Origin of the sequence: Pseudarthrobacter oxydans (genome assembly GCF_013314975.1) — a bacterium.
Taxonomy (GTDB): domain Bacteria; phylum Actinomycetota; class Actinomycetes; order Actinomycetales; family Micrococcaceae; genus Arthrobacter; species Arthrobacter oxydans.
Genome location: NZ_JABTYH010000001.1, coordinates 301,882 through 325,046 on the forward strand (window position 1 = coordinate 301,882; position 23,165 = coordinate 325,046).

Sequence of the window (23,165 nt, forward strand, 5' to 3'; positions counted from 1 at the left end):
TGGCGGGCCAACAGCGGGAGACACGCACCTGTCACCTCGCCGCGTACGAACCCGTAGCCGTGCAGACCAGCGCCATCGAGGCGAGGACGAGCAGGTTCCACGCGATGGTTCAAGCCCACCGGCGGCTTCCTTCAGGCGTCGCCCTCACTCGCCTGCTTCTTCCGGGACGACCATCACGGTTTGCTCCCCGCAAGTTAGTTGGAGCTCTCCGCCGCCAGCACTCTCCAACCGGCACTCCTGGTCTTTGACCCGGGGCCAGCCGGAGATTTCGGGGGCGTCGCGGACCCGCTTGTAGTGGTACTCGTCGTGCTGCGTGTACAAGACGACGCTATCGCCGTCGAAGCCGTCCTGGGTCACGAGTACGGAGGTTCCGTCCGCGGCCACGAACTTCATGGTGTCACCGGTCCCGAACGCTCCAAGGCCTGCGAAGAGAAGCGTGAGGCCGAAGTACGGCACGACGGCCGCTGCGGCTACCCCAAGGGTCCACCCGACGGTGCGTCGAGGGACCCTCTTCGGAAGGCGGCCTATCAGTGCCGGGAGCAGGAGCAACAGCCCAACGGCGCCGGTCAGGATCGCAATGACCAGGAGCCAGGAGGCGATGGAATCCGCAGGTATCCCGATGTAGAGGAGGAGCCTCTCCCGGGCGGCTGCCCGGTATGCGCCATAAATGGCCTGGTACGCCCAAGCACAGAGGGCCGCCGCGATGATGAGGCCGGTCCCCCCGATTTCTCGGCGCTTCATGGATAGGGGACTTCCGCCTCGGACGCGTGCGCGTCTTTGCGGATGGACCAACGCCCGATCGCCGAGGCCGCACCGACGGTCCCCCATATCCCCAGCCACCCGGGGTGCCAGCCGAAGCCGCCCAGTCCGGCCACGGCCCAGAAGGCCAGGGTCGGCACCACGAAGAACGCCGCTATGTGGATCCACTGCTGCCGGACCGGGCGCAGCAGGTAAGCCAGCACCCACCCCAGGGGCGCCGCGAACACCAGTGCAATCCCGTAGCCATAGAAAGCAAGAGACAGCCCTGCACCCCACAGATACCCGGCATCCGACCCCTGCCGCACCGTTGGTGCACCAAAAACGAAGAGGGCAACGATGAGCATGACGCCCACCCAGAGCGTGGTGGCGATCAGCCAGCCCTTGATGAACGAGGAGGCGTCGAGGATAACCCGCTGCTGTCCGCTCATCCCCCAGCTCACTTCGCGGCGGCGTCTTTGCGGCGGAAGGTCCCCGCGACGGAGAGCTTCCTGCCGTACTCGGTGGGCCGGCGCCGGAAGAGGCGCACGTCCGGGCGCTGGACCAGGAGGGCCCGCAGCGTCGTCGTCGTTCCTGACCTGTTGCCGCACATCAACGCGAAGGAAAAGGACAGGTCTTTGGTGACCGTGGTCTCCCCTGAGTTTGTCCGCAAATTTCGAATGTGCACAAGCGGCTCCCCGGCCGCGTCCCCCAACGTCATGCTGCCAGCCTATATGTCGCCGTGGCCGGCGGCGCCGAAGTGCCCGGGCCAGTCCTTCGCCCGGATGCGGCGGAGTTCCTGAATCGGACCGAGCGTCCCCCACTCATTACGCCCGAGCCGGGACAGGGGTTCCAACAGGTCGATCTGCGGATGGTCACCGTCGAGCACACTTGCAGACACGACCGCGTAGACCACCCTGCCAAACACCAGCGTGCAGTTACCCAACTCCAGGAAGCTGTGCAATTGGCACTCCAGTGCCACCGGCGAATCCTTCACCCGTGGGGGACCTACCACGGTGCTCGATTCCCGGGACAGCCCCACTGCATCAAACTCGCTCACAGCCGCCGGAAAGTCCGTCCCTGTGGCATTGACCTCTTCAAACAGCGAAGCCGGGGTGAGATTCACGACGAACTCACCCCGCGCCTGGATGTTGCGCAACGAATCCTTCTCACCCACTGAGGTGAATTGAACAATGGGCGGATCCACGGACGCTACGGTGTAGAACGAATGCGGCGCAAGATTGTCCACGCCGTCCACCGATGTAGTGGACACCCAAGCGATTGGTCTCGGAACAACCACCGCCGTCAGCAACTGATAAAAATCTTTCGACGACATCTGTGCCGGATCAAAATCCTTCCGCTCCACGTACCCACCTGCTCTCTGCGCCCTACGCTGCCGCGGGGAACACGCCTGCCCCCGCCAGGCCGGAACGAGGCTTCGTACCGACCAGGCCGCAAATCCAGCGGCCCAGTTCCGTTGCCTTCTGCACGTCGATGCCCGTGTGGAACCCGGCACGCCCTAGCATCCAGGCAAGGTCCTCAGTTGAAATGTTTCCCGCTGCTCCGGGGGCGAAAGGGCATCCCCCGAGACCTCCGACGCTGCTGTCGAACACGTCTACGCCCGATGCCATTGCCGCATAAGTGTTGGCCAGCGCGGTGTGGCGGGTCTCGTGAAGGTGCGCCCTCAACTGCAGGTCGGTTTCCTCGCGCAGCCTCGCGAACGCCGCGCCCACCTGCCACGGCACGGCGCAACCGATCGTATCCGCCAATGCCACCTCCGCAAGGTCCGCGCGGCCCATTGCACTGCGGACCACCTCAAGGGTCTGTTCGATGGGAACGTCACCCTGGTAAGGGCAGCCAAAAGCGACAGCCGCTGTGACACTGAGAGGGATGGATGCCGAGGCAGCGATGTCCGAAACTTCCCCCAGGGCCGTGAGCGCCGCAGCAACAGTGGTGTTCTGGTTGGCTGCCGCGAACGCGTCGGTCACCGGGAGCACATAGTTCATCTCATCCACGCCGGCGTCAACGGCGCGGAGGGCACCCCTGGTGTTCAGCACCAGGCCGATATAGCTCACGGCGTCGGTGTGCGGGACGGCCGCCATCACGGCGTCGGCATCGGCCATCTGCGGAACCGCTTTGGGATTCACAAAGCTGACGGCTTCGATCCGCTGCGCACCCAACCGGATCAGCCCTTCGATGAGCCGGACCTTGTCTTCTGTACTTACGGGGGTCTTCTCATTCTGCAGACCGTCGCGCGGGCTGACGTCCACGATTGACACCGGCTTGGTTACCTGGGCAAAAGCCATCAGATTGCTCCTTCGCTGCGCGCGTCCTGCAACTCTTCTTCGGTCAGGTTCAGGACGCCCTGGTACACGTCGGCATTGTGGGAACCGTGCACCAAGGGCCCATTCCAGCCAATCCGGCCGGCCGAGCGCGTGAGCTTGGGGACGATTCCCGGCTGGACCACGGCGCCCAGTTCGTCGTCCGCCACTTCCACGAGCATGTCCCGGGCTCTGAGCTGCGGGTCCTCGAAGATGTCTTCAACGGTGCTCACGGTGCTGTTCGGAACACCATGGCCATCGAGCAGGCTGACCAGCTCGCCCGCGGAGTAGTGGGCCGCCCAGTCGGCGATGAGGCCTTCAAGCTCTTCCTGGTTGCGGCCACGCTGCGCATGGTCCCGGTATCTCGGGTCCTCGGCGAGGCCGGGCATGCCCATCGCTGTGGCCAGGCGCACGAAGACCGAGTCCTGGTTGGCCGCGATGACCACCCACTTGCCATCGCTGGACTGGAAGATGTTCGACGGCGCTATCCCCTTGAGTCCCGAGCCGCTGGGTCCGGGGACAATACCCGAGGCGGCGTAGTCCGGCACAGCGCTCTCCAGCAATGAGAAGCAAGCCTCAACAAGCGACACATCGACCACCTGGCCGGTCCCCCCGCGCGCATCCCGCCAGTACAGCGCCAGCAGGATCCCCTGCAGGGCGTAGAGGGAGCCGAGGCTGTCCCCCAGGGAGATGCCTGTGCGGGGTGGCGGCTGGTCCGGGTAGCCGTTCAGGTGCCGCAATCCGCTCCGCGCCTCGGCGACAGAGGCATACCCCGGCTTCGACGCTTCCGGACCAGTCTGGCCATAGCCGGATACCCGGGCGATAATGAGGCCCGGATTGATCTTCCACAGCTCTTCAGGGCCGAGGCCAAGCTTTTCCATGGTGCCCGGGCGGAAGTTCTCCAGGATGACGTCGGCTTCCTTGCAGAGTTCAAGAAACAGCTCCCGGCCGCGCGGGACTTTCAGGTCCATGGTGACGCACTTTTTGCCGCGGGACTGCACCGACCACCACAGGGTGTGGTCCTTGACCCGCGCGCGGCCCCATTCGCGCATGGGATCGGGCCTGTTGGGGGATTCGACCTTGATGACTTCGGCACCGAAGTCTGCCATCTGCCGTCCCGCGAAAGGGCCGGCGATAAGGGACCCCAACTCGAGGACGCGCACTCCGGACAGCGGACCGGCAGCACTAGCCGAAATTTTTGTGCTGCTGGCGGTGGCTGTTGGCTCTTCTTCAGCGATCCTGTGGCCGCCCTCGTCCGCGGCGTCCTTGCCGCGCTTCGCTGTGCCGGTTTCGAAAACCTTCATCAAATCTCAACTCCTGATTCCTGATGCGGACCCAGTGGGCGCCGTACGCACGGACGGAGGTCCGTGCGTACCGGGCCGTCCAGAAACCAGTATGCACTCCTGTCACCATATTGTGAACATCAAATCACAATATGGGTTCCACCTCCGAGGGAAGGCTCCCGCCGATCAGCCGGGTGCCTTCAGCCGCCGCGGCGATGACCGGCTCGATCCAGGAAGCGCACACGTCGTAGGGCATTCTCATGGTGGGCCCCATGACGGTAAGCGCACCGTAGAGCTCGGCCTGCGGGCCGAAAATCGGGACAGACAACCCGCTGGCCCCCGAAACGCGCTCCCCGGTGGTGATGGCAAAACCATCCGCACGGGTCTTCGCGACGGCGGCATCAAGGCTTGCTGCGTCCGTGATGGTCTGGTCGGTGATGGAACGGAGTCCCGACCCGTAGACCCTCTCTGCAAGGTCGGGATTCCAGGCCAGCAGCACACGGCCCGCCGAACCGGCATGGAGCGGCATGATGTCGCCGACGTCGACCGCCCTTCGCAGCACCCGCCGGGTCTCGGCCAGCGCGACGCACACCCGGCTCCCCTGCGATTCCCGGAAGATGCAGACCGTTTCGCCCAGCTCGTCCCGCAACCGCCGTATCACGGGTGTCAGCAGTTCCAGGAAGTCCAGGCCCTGCCGGGCGGGCGCCGCCCAGTGGGTCATGCGCAGCCCGACGCGGAACTGGTCACCCCGCCGGTCAAGCATTCCCTCATGCACCATATTGGCGACCAGGCGCTGCACAGTGGAGTGCGGCAGACCGGTCTCGGCGCGTATGTCGGCGAGGCTCAGTTCAGGCCGCACCAGCGAGAAAGCATCCAGGATGGCCGTGATCTTCTTCAGCACCAGCAGCGGGGCGGCGGCATTTTCGGTTGCGCTCATGGCTTGATTCCGGATTCCTTCTTCTCTGGGCGGGGCGGCGGCCACGTACAGGCCCCCTTGTAGTGTGACAGACGTTACTGTTAGCCTAGTGCCCACTATATGGCCATCAACTCACAATGTGGTTAGCGGGAGAATAGCAATGACGCAGCCCTCACAGCCTGAATCTTCAAACTATGCGGTTGAACTCAACGCGTGCACCAAGGAGTTCGCAACTCCCGGCGGTGGATCGTACTTCGCTGTCCGGGACATCGACCTCAAGGTTGAGCCCGGACGGTTCGTCTCCATTGTTGGCCCGACGGGGTCTGGTAAGTCCACCATCCTCAACATGGCGGCGGGGCTCTTGAATCCGTCGTCCGGCACCGTCCACAGTTTCGGTGAGCCCGTCCACGGGGTGAACCGCCGCGCCTCGTACATGTTCCAGCAGGACGCCCTGCTGCCTTGGAAATCGGTCATCGACAACGTCAGCCTCGGGCTCACCATGGCCGGGGTCTCCAAGGCCGACGCCTATGACGAGTCCCGCCGCTGGCTCGAGAAGGTGGGATTGAAGAACTTCGCTGACCGGTACCCCCACCAGCTTTCCGGCGGCATGCGCAAGCGCACGGCAGTCGCCCAGGCCTGGATCGTCAATCCGGACATTCTGCTGATGGACGAGCCCTTCTCCGCGCTCGACGTACAGACCCGCCAGATCATGGAGAACGAACTCCTCCAGCTCTGGCAGGAATCGAACAAGGCCGTTGTGTTCATTACCCACGACCTGGACGAGGCCATTGCCCTGTCCGACGAGGTGGTCATCCTCGGCGCGGGACCGGGCAGCACCGTCGTCGGCAGCTACGAGATCGATATTCCACGACCCCGGGACCTCCTCGACATTCGCGACGATCCCAAGTTCGTCGACCTCCACAGGGAAATCTGGGGCCGCCTGAAGGTGGAAGTCTCCAAGACCTACGAATCGGCACGGGAAGAAGAGAGCGCAGCATGACCGTGGCACCAGCTTCCAAGAAAACACAACGCTTTCCCCTCCGGAAGGAGCAGAGTCCGGCGGCGGTCCAGCGTTCCAAGCGCAAGCGGCCCGAAACGTCGAACTTCGCCATCCGGATGGGGCAACTGGGCCTCGCCGTCGCCGTCCTCGGCGCCTGGGAATTGCTGGGACGCGTCGGCATCATCGACCCGTTCTTCTTCCCCCTGCCCTCCGACATCCTGATGACCGTGTGGGTCTGGATCTCCACAGGCTTCGTCTTCCCGCATCTGTGGATCACGCTGCAGGAAGCGGTCCTCGCCTTTATGACTGGTGCGGCGGCCGGCCTGGTCCTCGGTTTCCTCCTGGCCCGCGTGCGCATCCTGGAACGGCTCTTCGACCCGTTCCTGCAGATGTTCAACGCGCTCCCGCGCGTTGTCCTCGCCCCGATCTTCCTGCTCTGGTTCGGCCTGGGAATCTGGTCCAAGGTGGCTTTCGGCTTCACCCTGGTGTTCTTCATCGTTTTCTTCAATACCCTCGAAGGCGTCAAGAGCGTCGACCGTGTCCTCGTAGACAACGCCAAGATGCTGGGTGCCAGCGAAAAGCAGCTCCTCCGCCACGTGTTCATTCCCAGCGCCCTGACCTGGATCTTCTCCAGCCTCCACATCAGCGTCGGCTTCGCCATTACCGGTGCGGTGGTCGGTGAATACCTGGGTGCCTCGGCAGGTGTTGGTTACGCCATCGCCCAGGCCCAGGGTGTGTTCGACACCGAGGGCGTGTTCGCCGGCATGTTCATCCTGATGGTCGTGGTGCTCATCATCGACCTCGGGGTCAACCGCGTGGAACGCCATCTCCTGCGCTGGCGCCCGCCACAGCAGTCTTCCTAACCAATCCCAGCCCCTCCGTCCGAAAGGGACCCCATGTTCAGCTCCGCAAACCGGCAAGGACGCCGCGTTTTCCTCGCCAAGCCCCTCGCCGTCGTCGCCGGCCTCGCCCTTGCCCTGTCCGCCTGCGGCGCCCCGCAGTCAGCGCCTCCCGGACAGGAAGGGACCGCCGGCGGCGCGGGTGCCAGCGGTGAGACCGTCACCATCGGGATTGGCGGCCAGACGCTGCTGACGTACTTGCCCACCACCCTTGCCCAGGAACTCGGCTACTACGAGGAAGAGGGCGTCAAGGTCGATCTGCAGGACCTCCAGGGTGGCTCGAAGGCGCTGACGGCGATGATCGGCGGCAGCACCGACGTCACCAGCGGCTACTACGAGCACACAATCCAGATGCAGGCCAAGAAGCAGCCCGTCAAGGCGTTCGTGAACATGAACCTGTCCTCGGGACTTGCGCTGGTGGTGGCGGAGAAGAACAAGGACTCCATCAAATCCGTCGCCGACCTGAAGGGCAAGAACGTGGGCGTCACCTCGCCGGGGTCCTCCACCGACATGTTCGTGAAGTACCTGCTCTCCAAGAACGGCATGAAGCTGGACGACGCTGCGATATCGGCGATCGGTGCAGGGTCCTCCGCCGTTGCCGCCGTCGAGCAGGGCCAGGTGGACGCCGCCGTCATGCTCGAGCCGGACGTCACCGTCCTGGCCAAACGGCTCGGAACCGAGCCGACCATCATCCAGGACGTCCGCACGCCGGAGGGCCTTAAGGAGGTCTTCGGCACCGATGCGTGGCCGTCATCAAGCCTGTACGCCACCTCCGGCTGGCTGGAAAAGAACCCGGAGTCGGCCAAGAAGCTGGCCAGCGCCATCAAGAAGACCCTGCAGTTCATCGCCGACCACTCCGGTGAGGAAATCGCGGCCGAGATGCCCGAGGCGTTCGCCGGCGGCGATCCCGAGCAGTATGCCAAGGTCATCGAAGAGATGAAGGTGGCGCTGAGCAAGGACGGCGCCTTCACCGAGGAGGGCGTACAAGCCGTCCTTGAGACCCAGCGGGTAGCCAACCCGGAGGTCGGCGACGCCGAGATCAAGCTCGAGGAAACCTACACCAACGAATTCGTCAAGTAATCCTGCTCCCCTGCGGCCCGCCGATCCCCCCGGCGGGCCGCAGTTGTCTGTACGCACAGCGCTAAGGAATCCCAGTGGCCCAGAACCTGACCCAGAAGCTCCTCGCCAGCCACCTCGCGTCCGGCGAGCTGACTCCCGGCAGCGACATCACCATCGCCGTCGACCAGATCCTCATTGAGGACGCGACCGGGACCATGACGGCCATGCAGTTCGAAATGCTCGGCGTGGATTCCATCGCGGTGCCGCTGGCGGTCATGTACGTCGATCACAACGTCCTGCAGATCGACGACAAAAACATGCAGGACCACCACTACCTGCGCACCCTCTCCGCCCGCTACGGGCTGCGCTACTCTCCCGCAGGACACGGCATCTCCCACTACATCCACCTGGAGCACTTCTCCCGTCCCGGTGGTGTCCTGGTGGGCGCGGACTCCCACACCTCCACGGCGGGCGCCCTGGGCATGTTCGCCCTTGGCGCCGGCGGGCTGGAGGTGGCCGTGGCGATGGCAGGCTACGGGTTCGACTTCGTGTGCCCCGCCGTCGTGGGCGTGGAACTGACGGGCACGCTCGGTGCGGACGCCGAAGCGAAGGACGTGGTGCTGGAGCTCCTGCGGCGCCACGGCGTGCGCGGCGGCCGCGGGAAGGTCTTCGAGTTCCATGGCGACGGGGTGGCGTCCCTGTCCGTTTCGGCGCGCGCCACCATCTGCAACATGATCATCGAAACAGGGGCTGCCACCGCCGTCTTCCCCTCCGATGAGCAGACCCTCGCCTGGCTGCGGGCACAGCGCCGCGAGGACCAGTTCGTTCCCCTGGCAGCGGACGCGGGCGCCGCGTACGACGACGACGAGCGGCTTGATCTTTCGGGTCTCGTTCCGCTCGTGGCGCTGCCGCACTCGCCGGGGAACGTCCGTCCCGTGTCCGAGCTGCCGCGCACCGAGGTGGTCCAGGTCTGCGTCGGTTCCTCTGTGAACAGTTCCTACGAGGACCTGGCCACTGTGGCGGCCATCCTCAAGGGCCACACCGTCCATCCGTCCGTCCAGCTCACGGTGACGCCGGGATCACGGCAGATCCTGCAGACGATCATCGCCTCCGGTGTCTATGAGGACCTCATGGAGGCAGGGGCGCGGATGCTCGAGCCGGTATGCGGCCCCTGCGTCGGCATCGGGCAGGCACCCACGGAGGGTGCACCGTCGCTGCGCACGTTCAACCGCAACTTCCCGGGCCGAAGCGGTACAGCCGAGGACTCCGTATACCTGTGTTCGCCGTCGACCGCTGCTGCGAGCGCGCTGGAAGGCGCCATCGTCGACGCCTCCACCGTCAGCCGCGGCGGGCTCCGCCCCGCTGCGCCGCCGCGCCCGGAGGTCCACGACCTGCATATCGCCGGAGTCCTGCCGCTGGAGGCCCGTCGCAGCATCGAGATCGAGCGGGGCAGCAACCTGGTCCCGCCCCCACAGCCAACCCCCCTGCCGGCTGACGTGGACGCCCGGGTGCTGATCGTCGTCGGTGATGACATCTCCACCGGTGACATGGCTCCCGACGGCGCCATCGCCATGTCGGTGTGGTCCAACATCGCCGTGTGCGCGCGCTTCATGTTCCGCCGCCTGGACCCTGGTTTCCACGACCGGGCCCTGGAGTGGGGCGGCGGGATCATTGTGGGCGGGGAAAACTACGGGCAGGGTTCGTCGCGGGAACATGCCGCCCTGATCCCGCTGTACCTCGGGGTCCGGGTGGTCGCCGCCCGGAGCTACGCCCGGATCCACCGCCGGAACCTGATCGCTGCCGGGATTGTGCCGCTGATCCTTCCCTCCGACGCGCACAGCTCAACGGGGCAGCGCTGGGTGATCGACGGACTGGCCGATGCCCTGGCGAGTGGGGCCCGCTCCGTTACCGCCCGGGTGGACGGTGACGTGGATCTGGAGCTCGGGCTCGATTTCTCGCCGGCCGAGCGTGCTGTCCTCCTTGCCGGCGGCTTGCTCGCCCAGGTGCGGGCCGGCGGGCGCTCTGTCTTGGCCGGCGACGCCGTCGTCCAGGATGACGTTGCGGTCGTTTCGCAGAGCCGATCCGCACAGAGCCGATCCTCACGGTGAGGCCTGCAGCCGCCGAACCGGTGCGAAAACCAGCGCGTCGTCCGGGACAGCGTGCCACCGCCATCGCTGCGCTGACAACGGTGGTGGCGGTGCTGCCGGTCTTCCTTGTCGGCGGGCTGGCTGTCCAGCTCGAGCAGGACCTGGGCATGACGGCGTCCGTGCTCGGTGTCGCGGTGGCCACGTTCTGGGCTGTGTCAGCGTTGCTGTCTGCCCCCGCGGGGTATGTGGCAAGCGGGCTGGGGCTCCGCCGCGGGGTTCCGCTCGCCGTCGGACTGGGCTTTATGGCGCTGGCCGGGATCGCTTTTATCACTCCGCACTGGGCGTGGCTGATCGTCTGGCTCAGTTTCGCCGGGGCCGCGAACGCGCTGATCCATCCGCTCTCCAATGGCATGATCGTGGATCAGGTGGCGGTACGTAACCGCGCCTTCTCGTTCGGACTCAAACAGGCAGCCATTCCGGCGGCGACACTTACGGCGGGCCTGTCCGTTCCGGTGTTCGCCCTCACCGTCGGGTGGAACTGGACCTTCGCCCTGGCAGCACTGCTGGCGGCGTCCCTGGTCCCGGTGCTTCTCCGCAGTCTCCCCCGCAGTGCCCCCGTCCGACGGCGCTCAGGTAAAGCTGCCAGGGAGCCGCTTCCCCGGAGACTGAAACCGTTCCTTTTTGCTACCGCCGCTGCCAGTGCCCTTGGGGCCGGGCAGGCCAACGTGGTGGGCGCATTCACTGTCGCCATGGCTGTGGAGGCGGGGTTCAGCGCGGCAGGCGCAGGTCTGTTGTTGGGCGGCGCCAGCGTGGCCGGGATTCTGGCACGCCCGCTGGTAGGTATTGCCGCGGACCGGGGGATTGGCGGCTCGATGGCCACCGTGGCGCTGATGATGGGGGCGGGGAGCTTGGGACTGCTCGGCATGGCGTCCGGCTTTCCGGTCGCCTATGCAGCCGGAGCCGTCGTCGCGTTCGGTCTTGGCTGGGGCTGGAACGGCCTGGCCCACTACGTGGTCTCACGCACGGCCCATCCGTTTACCATCCAGGCAACGGGGATCACTCAAAGCGGAACCTACATTGGCGGAACACTGGGGCCGCTGCTGTTCGGGATCGTGTTCTCCCGGTTCAGCCCGGCCATAGGGTGGACGCTTGCAGCGGTGGTGGCAGCAGCCGGGGCGGGAGCCTCGCTGGTTGCGTTCCGTTTGGAAAAGCGTTTGCGCGGCGGGCCGGTCGTTTAGGACAGGCGTGACAGCACTGCGGCAGCGAACTCTGCTGTGGTGGCGGTGCCCTTCAGGTCCGGCGTCGCGGTGCCGTCCGCGAGCGTGCCCTCGAAGGCCGAGGTCAGGGACCGGGCGGCCTCCGCCTCGCCGAGGTGGTCGAGCATCATTGCCGCGGCCCACAGGGCGCCGACCGGGTTGGCGATACCCTTGCCCGCAATATCCGGAGCAGAGCCGTGCACAGGTTCGAACATCGACGGGTGCCGCCGCTCGGGGTTGAGGTTGGCGCTGGGCGCGATGCCGATGGACCCGGCAACACCAGCTACGAGGTCCGAAAGGATGTCCCCGAACAGGTTCGACGCGACGATGGTCCGGATGCTTGTCGGTTTCATCACCAACCGTGCCGCCAGCGCGTCAATGAGCACCTTTTCGACGACGACTCCGGGGAATTCCTTGACTGTCTCCGCCACCACTTCATCCCAGAACGGCATGGTGTGGATGATGCCGTTCGACTTTGTGGCGGAGACGAGCCGGCCGCCGCGTTCGGTGGCAGCATTGGCGGCATAGCGCGCCGCCCGGGCGATACCGCGCCTGGTGAAGACGCTCTCCTGGACCGCGAACTCGCCGTCGGTTCCGGCTCCGAACCTTCCTCCAATCTGGGAGTACTCGCCTTCGACGTTCTCCCGCACCACCACGATGTCCAGGTCCTCGATGCCGGGCATGGCACCAACAACGCCGGGCAGCAACCGCATGGGCCGGAGGTTGATGTACTGGTCGAACTCCCGGCGGATCGGGATAAGCAGCCCCCAGAGCGTGACGTCGTCGGGCACATCCGGCGTCCCGACGGCCCCGAGGTAGATGCCGTCACCGCTGCTGAGCTGCTCGATGCCGTCGACGGGCATCATGCGGCCCGCCTTGCGGTAGAGGTCGCTGTTCCAGTCGCGGACCCGCCACTGGACGCCGAAGCCGTAGACTCCGGCGACGGCGTCAACGCACTGCATCGCGACGTCGGTGACATCCACGCCGATGCCGTCGCCGGGGATCGCATCGATGACGTAACTGCGGCTCATGAGCATCCAATCGTTCGTGGCATACGAAGAGCATATGCGGAGGAACCGTAGTGTCAGGCCGGGCGCCAGCCGTCGTTCACCTCACCTTCGATGGGGTGGGTGATGGCCGCGGTCAGTGCGACGATCCGTTGGGCGGGTATCCAGAGGCCGATCTCTGTCCCCTGTGGGCCCCTCGACCGCACGGCCATGATCTCTGCGCCCCGCGGTGGCACCGGGGACCGCCGTGTGGGGATGTCCGGGAGCTCCCAGGAGCCGCGCAAGGGACGGCGCCTGACAGGGTCCGGCGGGAAGGTACCGGGCAGTGAAGCGATGACCGTGAGGACATGGGGCGGTTCGGTCGCTGGATCAGCGCTGGTCAGCAGGCTCGCCACGTAGCCGCGCCCGGCAATCCGTACCACGTCGATGATCTTCAGGGCCAGATCGGGCCGCGGCTCGACCCAGCCGGGCATGAGCAGGGTCTGCTCCGCGACCCGGCCGAGCGGGTCCGCCACGCGCACGGTCACCTGGACCGGCACGGACGGGTCGTCGCGGCGGCCCCAGACCAGCAGCGGTGTGCGCCCGGCCGTACGCGGCAGCCGCTGAACCACCGGGCCGGCGGTGGTGTCGGGCGGGGTGGACTCATCCGCCACCCGTTCGGTCGCCTCGAGCGGCAGGACCTGACCGGTGACCGCGCCCAGCGTCACCTGGACCGTATGCGACCCCGCGGGCACCACCCGGTCAGCGGCGGTGGTCGCCGTCCGGACCAGGAGCCCCGTGTTGTCGGCCCCGACCACCTCCGCGACGAGCGCGTCGAGTTGCGGCGCCGCAGAGGGCAGGACGACGGCGGTGACCACGTCCGAGGCCGGTGACACCACGCCGCGCTCGGCGGAGACGGGCACCGTGTGCTCCGGCACGGCGACGGCCCGCAGGTGCCACGGCTCCCACGAGGGCGGCAGGGCGCCGGACCAGTCTGCGGTCCAGACCCGCTGGCGGGTGATCGGGTCCAGCCGCGGATCCGCCGTCGCAGGGTCGAACGCGGCGCCCGCCGGAACCTGGGCCAGGGGCGGCCCCATCGTCAGGTGGTCGCGGGCCGCGAGCCCGGACCGCGTCGCGAACACCTCGAAGGCGGTGACTGGGATCGGCGAGGCCGCCTCGAAAGCCACGGTGAGGCTGCCGTCGGGCTGGATGGCGGGCCGGACGAGCGGCGTGGCGGGCCGCCGCAGCCGGGGCGCGGCCACCGCCTGGAGGTGGGTGTGTGCGGGCAGGCCGCCGCCCCCGGCCGGCCAGGGCGACTCGACCCCTGTGGTGGTGACGGCCGTGACGAGGAACAGGTGGATGTCCTCGCTCCCCCGGGCCAGGGTCAGATCGGCGGCGGCAGGGACGGCCGGCACCTCGGCGGCCCGGCGGAAGCCGAGGGGGCGCTGGGCGGCGGGCGCGGCGTCGTATAGGTCCCACAGCTGCTGGAGCCGGACGCCGAGCGGGAGCGTCCGGTCCGGCGGGCTGCCTGGCGCCAGCCGCTGGCGCAGCGTGGTCTCCGAGGCCTCCCAGACGACGACCCGGTCCACGTGCGGTCCGGCCAGGCCCGACCAGCCGACCTTCGCGTGGGACACACCCTGCGCGTCCGGGGTGCTGCCCAGCGGTACTCCCGGGGGCAGCGGTGGCGGCGTCGGCACGGCGGGGACGGGGCTGGCCGCGACCGCCGTGGCAGGTTGTGCGGGTACGGGCACCCAGACGCTGGGGGCGGCGATGCCGGGCGCGGCCTGCCTGGCCCAGACCTGGACTCCCCAGCGCGAGACTGCCCCGAAGTCCAGGCCGGGCCCGGGCACCGTGAGCCGGTAGGAGCGCGCCTCGCCGGCCTGCTCCGGAGTGCCCCAGCCCGGCGAGACCGAGCCGTCCTCGCGCAGCGGCACCACTGTCCCCGCAGACGCCGTGGCCGCGTCGCCGGTGAACGTGAGGGTGCTGGCCAGCCCCAAATTGGGCGCTGGCGGGGGCGGCGTCGGCGGCGTCCCGAACGGCGCCGGTGTCGAGCCGGTGGGCATCGGGTAGAACACCGCGCGCAGGTCGATCGCGGCGGGCGTTCGCTGCGACCACTCTGTGGCCAGGTCGACGGTCAGCAGCGACGGACAAACCGGGGAGCCCGCATACGTGGCCAGGAGCGTGAGATGCGTGAGCCGCGGCGGCGCAACACCCGGCGAGGAGGTGGTGAGCTCCACGTCCTCCCAATGCGACCAGACGCCGAAGATGTCGCATTGAGCGACCGCGTACCCCCGGCCGACAGACCCGTCGACGGGCAGCTCCTGGTCGCCCTGGACGACCATCGGCCGGTCCGCGCCGGCCACGGTGGTGTCGTCGGTGTCTAGGCGGGGGATGGCCCGCGGCTGGGAACCGCCGAGCAGCCGCTCCGGCATCAGGTCCTCGGCAGACCCCGCGCCGTGGCGCCAGCCGGCGAAGGCGTGCGCGACCGGCCCGGTCATCGTCGCCAGGCGCGGGCCCGGCCGCCAGCTGACCTCGATCGCCTCGCGGAACGGCCCATCGGGGCTCGCGGGCGGCAGCAGCGCCGCCCGGGCGGCCCGCAGGTCCACGACCGGCGGCACCACCGCGTGCCGCTGCACCGGCGGGATGTACGCGGCCACCTCGACGCCGTCGCCGAGGACCGAGCGCCGGTAGTGCCCGGTGACAAGGTACTCGAGCTCGCCCCGGAGGTCAGGCATAAGCTGCGCCAGGTCGGCCGCCCGGTAGGCGGTGCCGAAGCCCGTCGCGAGGTTCGCCGCCGGGTCGGTGCCCGCGGCCAGCAGCAGGAGGGCGAGCGGCTTGAGCCGGGCGCTCGCGGGCTGGTCCGCGGCGGTGCCGTCCGCACGGGAGGGAGGGTCGACGGCGCGCCGGTCCTCAAGTGAGTGCTGGTCCATCTCGGCGGTCCCGGACGCGTAGAGCGGACGCAGCTCGGGCAGGAGGAACGTGCGGGTCTCCTCCACCAGCCCGTCGGCGTCCGAGGGCTTCCACGGCGGGGCGGCCCGGCCGGTCTCCGTCACGGGGTACCAGCCGAGCGGTACCCCGGCCCGGCCGATGCGCTGGGCGGCGGCCTTCGGCGGGGCGGCCGGTGCGACGACGGGGCCTTGATCGTCGGGAACGTACTCACCGAGCTCGTGGCCGTCGACCGGCAGTCCGACGCGCTCGAGCGGCTGCCAGTCGTCGGCGTCGACCACCTCCTGCACGGTCTGGATCCGCACCGCGAGCGCGTGCCCGTTGACCAGGACGGCGTGGGTGGCCGCACCCGCGCTGGCGGTAAGCGTCACGGTGGGGCTGCCGGCAGGTGCCACGGCGGCGGTGCCGACGGCGCCGGCGGGGTCCAGCCCGGTCCGCAGCAGGAACAGCGCGGCCGGCCGGGCCGGGTCCTGCACCTGGCACCGGACCTGCACTTGCGCGGCCTCCTCACCGCCCCACCAGACCAGCTCCCCCTCGTCGACGGGGACGCCGATTAGCTCGGCGTTCCGCAGCCGGCGGTCCCGCACCGGCCGGCCCCACACCATGAACGCGTCGCGCGGGACGCCCAGGTCTGCGGAGCAACCCCAGGCCAGCCGGGTGTCCGGGCCGCGCTCCTTGAGCCGCTCGAGCAGCGCATCGTCGATCCCCTCACCGTGCCCGGCCCGCAGCATGCGGCGGGCGATGTCCAGCCAGTCGAGCCGTGCGCCCACAGCCCGGAACTTCCTCACGTCGTGCGTGCGCATCAGAACTCCACCTCCCACGGTGCCCCTGTCAGGGTCACGTCGACGATCGTGACGGCCCGGCCCGGATCGGCCGCGAGCGGGTCTGGGGCCTGCACCAGTTCGAGGGTGAGGCGCCGGCCGCGCTGCCCCGCGGCCAGGAGCACCATCGCCCGGGTGCCGCCCGGCCCGCGGACCACACGCCAGGCGCTTGCGGCGGCCTCCGGGTCCGGGGGCGTCGCGGCGGGCCGCACGTCCAGCCAGGTGGCCGGGCGGGCGGCCCACCATGCGTGCGAGGGGTCGACGCCGTCGGGCGGCGAGCTCAGCTGGACCGGCATGACGCGCTCCCGCACGAGCTGCTCGGAGCACTCGACGACGACGGCGACCGGCTGCGGCACGGCGTCGGCCGACCACCAGACCTCCACCGCGGGTGCGGACGGGGTCTGCGGAACGGGCAGCCCGGCCAGCTGGACGGCGTCGTCCCACTCCCGTCCGGTCGGCCTGTCCGGCAGGCCGGCCAGCGGAGCGGCGTCGCGGACCACGCGGTGGTCGATCGGCGCCGGCGCGATCCACGAGGCCAGATGATCGGGGTCGTCGAAGCGGGAGGTCGTGAAGTTCGCCCGGTGCACCCGCTTCCGCGGCCCGCTGCCGGTCGGCACCGCATGGATGTCGAGGAGGTAGTCGGTGAGCGGCTCGAGCTCATACGCCAGCACGATCTCCTCCACGTCCCGGGTGACGTGCCCGGCCCCGATGCACTCAAGGGCGTCCACGAGCTCCCCGACCGCCCGGTCCCACGGCGTGAGCACGACGGCGTTGGCCTTGGGCTGCAGCACCGAACCGGCAGCGAGCACCGCCTCGACCGGCAGCACGAGCGCCCGGCGGGGCGGGGTGGTGGCCGGAGGCGGCGAGCACGGTCACCTCAAGCCGGTGGTCGTAGGCATCGAACAGCCGGAGCACGTTCTGGGTGGCGAGCGTGACCCGCAACGGCTCCCGGCAGAACACGCCGGCATCGCCCATCCCCGGGTTGGTGTCGAGCAGCCACGGCCCCAGGTCGGCGGGGACCTCGGACGCCGGGGCGGTCGCGAACCGGAAGGTCTGCGTGTGCTCGTCGGCGAAGGACGGTGTCCGCGTCGGCACCGGGTCGCCGGTCTCGACGTCGTATGTCCAGCTCACGGTGACGTCGTAGGTCTGCCCCGGCTTGAGCAGGGCGTGGTCGGAGGGGTCCTGCGTCAGGCCGGTCTCGAGCGCGTCCCGGTCGCGGGACACGACCGTCTCGTCGTACTCGTACCGGCGCACCTCGGCCCGGCTCAGGCCCGCAGCCGCGACCACCCAGTAGCGCTGGGCGCGGATCCGCTGGCCGTGCTCCTGGCCCCAGCCGACGACGACGGCGGCAGCGCCCTCCGGCAGCTCCTCCCAGCGGATCAGGGCGGGCATCGGCCGGTCCCGGTCAGCCCCGGCAATTTTCGCCGCCATGCGCCCGGCAAGCTCGACCGGCTCGGCCCAGGGCCCGCCGGGAGCGACCCAGCGCTCCGGCAGGGGATTGGCGGGGCCAACCATCGCCGGCCAGTCCACCTCGCGGCGGTCGAGGGCCTCCCCCGCCGCCGAGCGGACCTCGACGAGCAGGGTCCGGTGCTTCTCCCGGGGAACGAGCAGCAGCAGGTCGAACGCGGCGAGGTCCTCCCCGAGCGAGAACGCGACGGCGTCGGCCAGCGGGTCGGGCCGCCAGCCGGCCTCCTGCCGGGCCCGCTCAACGAGTTCCCGGTCGGCCTGGCTGCCGGTCAGCGGCTCGCCGTCGGTGCGCACGGGCGAGGCGAGGATGCGTCCCTCGCAGCCCTTGAGCCGGCCGGCCTCGGGGTCGGGGCTGCGCTCGAGCCAATGCCCGGCCACGTCGTTGACGGTGGCGCCGGCGGCGAGCAGCCCGGCCAGTTCGGCGTAGGTGGCGGCCCCGGCACCCGCCCAGGTGGTCGGGTCAAGGGGGCCGTTGTCCTGGACCCAGCGGCTGAACGGGTCCTCGGGCGGGGTACGGTCGGTGGGGCAGGCGACGGCGTCGCCGGCCACCTCGGCTGGGGTTCCGCCGGCCAGCAGGTCGGCCGCCTCGTCGCCCGTGCGCCACGGTTCGGTGACCCGCAGCCGGCGCCCGGCCGGGGAGGTCCGCAGGAGCCCGTCGGGGTCCGGCCAGAGCACCGGGTCGAGCCGCCAGCCGGTGGCGCTGGGCCCGAGCGGTTCGCCCAAGAAGGTCCACAGTTGCGGCTGCGGCGGCGCGGCAGGGCGGCAGACGGTCCCCCAGCGGTGCTCGACCCGCTCGCGCAGCACCTCGCCGTAGGTGACGGTGCTCGTGAACGGCGTCGGCAGCCAGTGCAGCAACGCCAGCGCCGGCGGTTCGGCGGTGGACGAGCCGGGCGACGACGCACTCCACCAGACGGACGGCGTCGTGCCCGCGGTGAGGGTGCCGCTGAGGGTGACGCCCGTGACCTTGTAGGCCCACCAGCGCTCCCCGATCCGGCGCCAGGCGCCGGCGCCCGCCGCCCCGGTCGAGCCGAGCGGTGCCTGGCCCAGCACGCTCAGCCCCTCGGCGTCGGGCGCGACCTGGAAGCGGAGCACGGGGACGGCGTCGAGCGGCACGGTCGGCACCTCGCCGTGGACAATGGCACCGTCCACCCCGGCAGCCTGGCCGACCGTCGAATCGGAGGGCCGCCCGGCGGTGCCCTCGAGCAGCGCCGGCGTCCGTCCGGCCAGGGACAGGCCGGCGACGAGGTCGCGCACGGGCGGGTCCGGATCCGGTTCGTGCCCGATGGTGATCCCGACGCAGCCCTTGACGCTGAAGAAGAAGAAGTCGACCCTTCCGCAGACCTCCCCATGCAGGTACGGGTCGTCACGGGGCACGCCGTCCTCGATCCGGGTACCGACCATGAGCGTGAGCTCGGCGCTCACGCCGATGGAGACGATGAACAGCCGCAGCTCTCCCCGGACGTAGACCTTGCCGGCCAGGAAGAACGGGTCGAAGCCGAGCACCGCGTCGAACCCCGCCGCCGCCTCGACGTACAGCCGCGCTGCCTTGGAGCCCATCAGTACGGCCTGGATGTGGAAGCCGGTGGCTACGGACAGGCCGGTCGTGGCGGGCAGGGGCGGGATGGCGATGCCGTCGCCGTGCACCATGAGGTAGCCGGTGCCGGTGAACACGTCGAGGACCTTCACGGTCACCCGGTCGTCGTAGGAGCCGAGGTCGACCAGCCACTTCTCCGGGTTCCGCGCGTCGAAGAAGGCGGTGACGGGGACGTGGATGCGCAGGATCCGCTCGACGGCGTAGTCCGCGACGACGCCGACTGTGATGGTGCCGGCACCGAAGTCGATGTCCAGCACTGCCAGGAAGGTGGCCTCCTGGGTGGAGCCCAGGGCCGGCGGGAGGCTCAGGACGTCCGCCTTCATCACGAGCAGGAGCCGGGGCCCGGGGACCTCGACCAGGAGGATGCCCTTGAGGTGCAGGATGAACCCGCCCTCGGTGGTCCCGAGCAGCAATCCGACCGCGACGGCGAAGGAGCCGGCTCTGTGGGTCCAGCCGTCCGGATGCATCACGCTCTTGCGGGGCGGGGCGAGCTGCGCCATGAGCCAGTCGAGTGCCGGGACCCGCGCCGCGGTGTTCTCCAGCCGGCCGTAGTTGACGCCGACCCCGCCGAGCAGGCCGTACAGGGCCAGGCCCGAGTTGCCCAGCGGGAGGGGCGCGGGGAACTCGACCTCTACGCCGATCAGGAGGCCGGTGACGCCGGCCTTGGTCTCGATCGCGAGGGTGGCGGCGGCGCGGATGCCCAGCGGCACGATGGTCAGGTCGAACGCCGCCTTGAACCCGGCGCCGGTGAGCTCGATCGAGCCCGCGCCGTGGACCGTGCCGGGGATGTCGAGCGTAGCGCCGAGCTTGGTCAGCTGCGGGAGCTCGACGGCGTCGAGCCTCGCCCGGACGCGGATGGTGTCCACTGTCACGGGGCCCAGCGGCACCTCGATGCCGGCCTCGACCTCGAGGTAGGTCGGGTTGTCGCGGCTGACGCGGACGCCGAACACGCGCAGGATCTCGTCCAGCGGAGGCGTCGCGACCAGGGAGCCGGGCTGGATGTCGAGCTCGTAGCCCCGGGAGGGGTCGAACACCGGGATCGGCACGTACTCGGCCTCGCTGCCGGTGCCCCACTCCGACCGGACGCCGACCGCCTTGTAGCGGGTCCGGATCGGCCGGTCCTCCGGCACTCGGATCACGGCCAGGTCGAACCAGAACTGCACCTCCACGTCCAGCAGGACGCTGACCTGCGTGCCGCGGTCGGTGGTGGTCGAGCCGTCCGGCGCAATGATGCCGTCGCTCACCATTACCTCGGCGCCGCGCAGGGTCAGGACGCGGGTCCGCACGAGGCTGCTGGCGCCGAGGGCGACCGAACCGAGCTGGACGAGGGTCCCGGCCGCCGGGGAGAGGTCGGCGGCGCCGGCGGCGAGGGGGCCCATCACGGTGAGCGCCCCAAGCACGTTGAGGCTGCCGGCATCGATGCCGGCGTCCGTGTGGCGGCCCTCCCAGAGCCCGTCGAGGTCGGCCTCGAGGGCGCGGAACTCCCCAAACATCTGCCAGGATTCCCGGTCGGTGGCCAGCCGGAGCCGGACCCGGAACGCGCACAGCCCGTCGCCCGGGTTGGGACCGCGCCCGCCCAGCGGCGGCTGGCCGCCTTCGTCGAGCGAGGCCTCGATGGCCGTCTGGACGTCGAACTCGCCCCAGATCTCGAGCCGGACGAACGTCGTCCGGATCAGCTCCACCTCCACGCCGAGGCGGCGGAAGCAGTCCGGCCGGCCGGACGCCGGGGGCTGGGGGTCACGCTGCCCCGGCGGTTGGCTGACCGAAGGGCGGGACAGCTCGGCGCGGACGGCCTCCGGGGCGGGGGCCGCGGCGGCCCGGGCCCGGGCGAGCCACCACTCCCCCGATGTCTCGGCCGGCGCCGGCGTGGGCGGGTCAAGTGGGGTGTGGTCGCGGGCGTCGGCGTGGCCGCGCGGGGTGCCGGCGGTTGCGGCGTAGCCCAGATCGCGCAGGATTTCGACCGCCGCGTCGAGGCGGCGCTGGCTGAGCTCCAGGTTGTTGGTCCGCTTCGTGGGGGTGTCGTTGCCCTCGTAGGAGGCGTAGCCGTCCACAACGAGCGGGGTGGTACCGATGTCGGGCTGCCGTGACCGCGCAAGGTCGGAGAAGGCATCCCCGGCGGGGGCGGTGGTCCGCCCGGACGCCGGTGCCGAGCCGGTGTTGGCCGGGTTGCGCCACCAGGCGTCGGTGGTTTCGCTCGGGAAGGGGTGGTTGAACCGGAAGTAGCAGTCCAGCGTGGTCGGGCGGGCGTCCGCGGGCTGGGTCGGGGTGCCGGAAACCGCCGCGGTGCTGCCGGGCGCCACGGCCAGGGTGGCCCGGGTCCCAGTCGAGGTGCCGCCGGGCCACACCCACTCGGCAGGCACCTCGGGGTCGAGCCGCACGGTCACGTCGGTGGCGGTCTGGGAGACGATGACCATCCGCCCGCGCTCGGGCGTCAGCAGCCGCAGCGCTGCCGGGTTCGCCAGCGCCGGAGCGGCCCCATCACCGGCGGCAGGCCGCAGCGCCCGGAAGGAAACCGGGCCGTGGGAGTGCCCGCCGGTGTCGGTGACCGTGACCCGCAGCTCGACAGTGCCGGCCGCGGGCACCGTCACGGGCAGCCGGTCCCCCGCGACCGTCGGCCCGCCGACGACCTCGATCCTGATGGTGTGCGGGGCCAGCCCGCCCGAGGCGTCGACGAGGAACACGCTCTGGTCCGGTGCCTCGACCGCTCCGCCGGAGACCGCTACGATGTGCCGCCCGGCCGGGCTGATGAACCGGGCCAGCACCGCCGGGGAGCCGCCGCGGTTGACGACCTCGGCACTGAAGGCGCCCGTCACGCCGTCGTGCGCCCCGATCCCGATCCACAGGTCCCGGACGCCCGCCGAGACGGCCAGGCCCTCAAGGCCGTCCGGGGACACGAACAGCCGGACCTCCGGCAGGTGCAGTCCCTGCCATTCGCCGGGGACGGCTCGCGCCCCGGGCGGCAGCCCGGGCGGGTCGGCGAGGGCTGAGAGGTCGAGCTCGGCGGTGCGGAACGCGAAGCCGACTGTATTGCCCGGGCCGATAAGCGCGTGGCCCGGGGTCATGCGGATGAAGGAGTAGATGTCGTCGACGGGGTTGCCCGAGGTCGACGCCGAGCGCAGCCGGGTGCCGACAGTGGCCCCGGCCAGTTGCATGGTCCGAATGACGATACGCGGCAGGATGAACCTGACCTGCGGGTTGGCCGGGTCGAAGACCAGCTGGCCGCGCGTGTCCAGCATCGCACCCCGCAGGTAGGGCACGAGCAGCCGGATCCCGGGCACGTCCAGGTCCAAGTGCCAGCCGCCGTCCTCGGTGCCGCCCGGGCCGGCCAGGTGGCGGCCGTACGCGATGGTGGCCTGGGTGCCGGTGAGCTCGATGGGCGTGGACGGCCCGGCGCCGCCCCAGCGCCCGGTCGCGGGGTCGACGCTGACCCCGGCGAGCTGCGGGACGTCCACCGCGACGGATCGGACGCTCCAGGTGCCATCCACGTCGGTGACCTCGCGCGGCGTCAGGCCGGCGGTGTCAATCGCCTTGAGGGCATTCTCCAGCGGATCCAGCGCTCCAGTGTTACGGAGGTCGGACGGGAGATCGTCCCAGAGGCTCATGACAGAACCGTTCGACGGGAACGGCCATCAGTGGCTGAAGGATCGAGTCCACTGGCCAGCAGGTACTCCTGTGTCTCTTTCCAAGATGTGCGATTGGCCATATCAGCTCCCCGGGCCTCAGTGAACGCAACGTAAAGATAGCCGGACCCTAATGACGTGAGCGTTACTGCCGCGTTACGGCCAGACCGAGGCC

The 23,165-nt window shown here is 69.6% G+C and carries 16 protein-coding genes; 5 read left to right on the top strand and 11 right to left on the bottom strand.

Annotated elements, in window-relative coordinates:
- Positions 1-144: 144 nt before the first annotated feature.
- From HTS88_RS01365 to HTS88_RS01395, 7 genes are all read right to left on the bottom strand, one after another.
- The gene (locus tag HTS88_RS01365) at positions 145-741 is read right to left on the bottom strand and encodes a hypothetical protein (protein ID WP_174174699.1); all 597 of its coding nucleotides are present in this window, start codon (positions 739-741) and stop codon (positions 145-147) included.
- Entirely contained in the window at positions 738-1,187 is a 450-nt protein-coding gene (locus HTS88_RS01370; RefSeq protein WP_174174701.1) for an MATE family efflux transporter, read from the bottom strand. Before HTS88_RS01370 ends, HTS88_RS01365 begins: the two co-directional genes overlap by 4 nt.
- An 8-nt stretch (positions 1,188-1,195) precedes the next feature.
- Positions 1,196-1,456, bottom strand: coding sequence for a P-loop NTPase family protein (locus HTS88_RS01375; protein WP_174174703.1), 261 nt, complete (start codon positions 1,454-1,456; stop codon positions 1,196-1,198).
- A 9-nt stretch (positions 1,457-1,465) separates the two neighbouring features.
- Positions 1,466-2,101 (bottom strand): flavin reductase family protein, encoded by a 636-nt coding sequence (locus HTS88_RS01380; protein WP_251420206.1) that lies wholly within the window; start codon positions 2,099-2,101, stop codon positions 1,466-1,468.
- A 22-nt stretch (positions 2,102-2,123) separates the two neighbouring features.
- Complete coding sequence (locus tag HTS88_RS01385) at positions 2,124-3,041, bottom strand: hydroxymethylglutaryl-CoA lyase (RefSeq protein ID WP_174174706.1); 918 nt, start codon at positions 3,039-3,041, stop codon at positions 2,124-2,126.
- Positions 3,041-4,360: a CaiB/BaiF CoA transferase family protein gene (locus HTS88_RS01390; RefSeq protein ID WP_174174708.1), complete on the bottom strand. Its 1,320-nt coding sequence runs from the start codon at positions 4,358-4,360 to the stop codon at positions 3,041-3,043. Before HTS88_RS01390 ends, HTS88_RS01385 begins: the two co-directional genes overlap by 1 nt.
- A gap of 124 nt (positions 4,361-4,484) precedes the next feature.
- On the bottom strand, positions 4,485-5,276 hold the full coding sequence (locus HTS88_RS01395; RefSeq protein ID WP_174174710.1) for an IclR family transcriptional regulator: 792 nt from the start codon (positions 5,274-5,276) through the stop codon (positions 4,485-4,487).
- 139 nt (positions 5,277-5,415) lie between these two features.
- Here HTS88_RS01395 and HTS88_RS01400 point away from each other — a divergent pair, with 139 nt between their 5' ends.
- From HTS88_RS01400 to HTS88_RS01420, 5 genes are all read left to right on the top strand, one after another.
- Positions 5,416-6,255 (top strand): ABC transporter ATP-binding protein, encoded by an 840-nt coding sequence (locus tag HTS88_RS01400; protein ID WP_174174712.1) that lies wholly within the window; start codon positions 5,416-5,418, stop codon positions 6,253-6,255.
- The gene (locus tag HTS88_RS01405) at positions 6,252-7,118 is read left to right on the top strand and encodes an ABC transporter permease (RefSeq protein WP_217432077.1); all 867 of its coding nucleotides are present in this window, start codon (positions 6,252-6,254) and stop codon (positions 7,116-7,118) included. Before HTS88_RS01400 ends, HTS88_RS01405 begins: the two co-directional genes overlap by 4 nt.
- Positions 7,119-7,151: 33 nt before the next feature.
- Positions 7,152-8,234, top strand: a complete 1,083-nt coding sequence (locus tag HTS88_RS01410; protein ID WP_174174714.1) for an ABC transporter substrate-binding protein — start codon at positions 7,152-7,154, stop codon at positions 8,232-8,234.
- Between the two features lie 74 nt (positions 8,235-8,308).
- The gene (locus HTS88_RS01415; RefSeq protein WP_174174717.1) at positions 8,309-10,321 is read left to right on the top strand and encodes an aconitate hydratase; all 2,013 of its coding nucleotides are present in this window, start codon (positions 8,309-8,311) and stop codon (positions 10,319-10,321) included.
- 20 nt (positions 10,322-10,341) lie between these two features.
- Complete coding sequence (locus tag HTS88_RS01420) at positions 10,342-11,538, top strand: MFS transporter (protein WP_174174719.1); 1,197 nt, start codon at positions 10,342-10,344, stop codon at positions 11,536-11,538.
- On the opposite strand, the gene HTS88_RS01425 is transcribed toward HTS88_RS01420, so the two are convergent.
- Genes HTS88_RS01425 through HTS88_RS01440 form a run of 4 tightly spaced genes read right to left on the bottom strand, consistent with a single transcriptional unit; the run spans position 11,535 to position 22,972 of the window.
- Complete coding sequence (locus HTS88_RS01425; protein ID WP_174174721.1) at positions 11,535-12,587, bottom strand: tartrate dehydrogenase; 1,053 nt, start codon at positions 12,585-12,587, stop codon at positions 11,535-11,537. The genes HTS88_RS01420 and HTS88_RS01425 overlap by 4 nt on opposite strands.
- A gap of 53 nt (positions 12,588-12,640) precedes the next feature.
- Positions 12,641-16,309, bottom strand: a complete 3,669-nt coding sequence (locus tag HTS88_RS01430; protein ID WP_174174723.1) for a hypothetical protein — start codon at positions 16,307-16,309, stop codon at positions 12,641-12,643.
- Positions 16,291-17,136 (bottom strand): hypothetical protein, encoded by an 846-nt coding sequence (locus HTS88_RS01435; protein WP_174174726.1) that lies wholly within the window; start codon positions 17,134-17,136, stop codon positions 16,291-16,293. Before HTS88_RS01435 ends, HTS88_RS01430 begins: the two co-directional genes overlap by 19 nt.
- Positions 17,024-22,972 (bottom strand): DUF6603 domain-containing protein, encoded by a 5,949-nt coding sequence (locus HTS88_RS01440; RefSeq protein ID WP_174174728.1) that lies wholly within the window; start codon positions 22,970-22,972, stop codon positions 17,024-17,026. The genes HTS88_RS01435 and HTS88_RS01440 overlap by 113 nt, the downstream gene beginning before the upstream one ends.
- Positions 22,973-23,165 lie beyond the last annotated feature (193 nt).

Excerpts from the sequence above, each read along its gene's own strand:
- HTS88_RS01365 (WP_174174699.1), bottom strand. The coding sequence starts at position 741 with ATGAAGCGCCGAGAAATCGGGGGGACCGGCCTCATCATCGCGGCGGCC.
- HTS88_RS01370 (WP_174174701.1), bottom strand. The coding sequence starts at position 1,187 with ATGAGCGGACAGCAGCGGGTTATCCTCGACGCCTCCTCGTTCATCAAG.
- HTS88_RS01375 (WP_174174703.1), bottom strand. The coding sequence starts at position 1,456 with ATGACGTTGGGGGACGCGGCCGGGGAGCCGCTTGTGCACATTCGAAAT.
- HTS88_RS01385 (WP_174174706.1), bottom strand. The coding sequence starts at position 3,041 with ATGGCTTTTGCCCAGGTAACCAAGCCGGTGTCAATCGTGGACGTCAGC.
- HTS88_RS01390 (WP_174174708.1), bottom strand. The coding sequence starts at position 4,360 with ATGAAGGTTTTCGAAACCGGCACAGCGAAGCGCGGCAAGGACGCCGCG.
- HTS88_RS01395 (WP_174174710.1), bottom strand. The coding sequence starts at position 5,276 with ATGAGCGCAACCGAAAATGCCGCCGCCCCGCTGCTGGTGCTGAAGAAG.
- HTS88_RS01400 (WP_174174712.1), top strand. The coding sequence starts at position 5,416 with ATGACGCAGCCCTCACAGCCTGAATCTTCAAACTATGCGGTTGAACTC.
- HTS88_RS01405 (WP_217432077.1), top strand. The coding sequence starts at position 6,252 with ATGACCGTGGCACCAGCTTCCAAGAAAACACAACGCTTTCCCCTCCGG.
- HTS88_RS01410 (WP_174174714.1), top strand. The coding sequence starts at position 7,152 with ATGTTCAGCTCCGCAAACCGGCAAGGACGCCGCGTTTTCCTCGCCAAG.
- HTS88_RS01425 (WP_174174721.1), bottom strand. The coding sequence starts at position 12,587 with ATGAGCCGCAGTTACGTCATCGATGCGATCCCCGGCGACGGCATCGGC.
- HTS88_RS01440 (WP_174174728.1), bottom strand. The coding sequence starts at position 22,972 with ATGAGCCTCTGGGACGATCTCCCGTCCGACCTCCGTAACACTGGAGCG.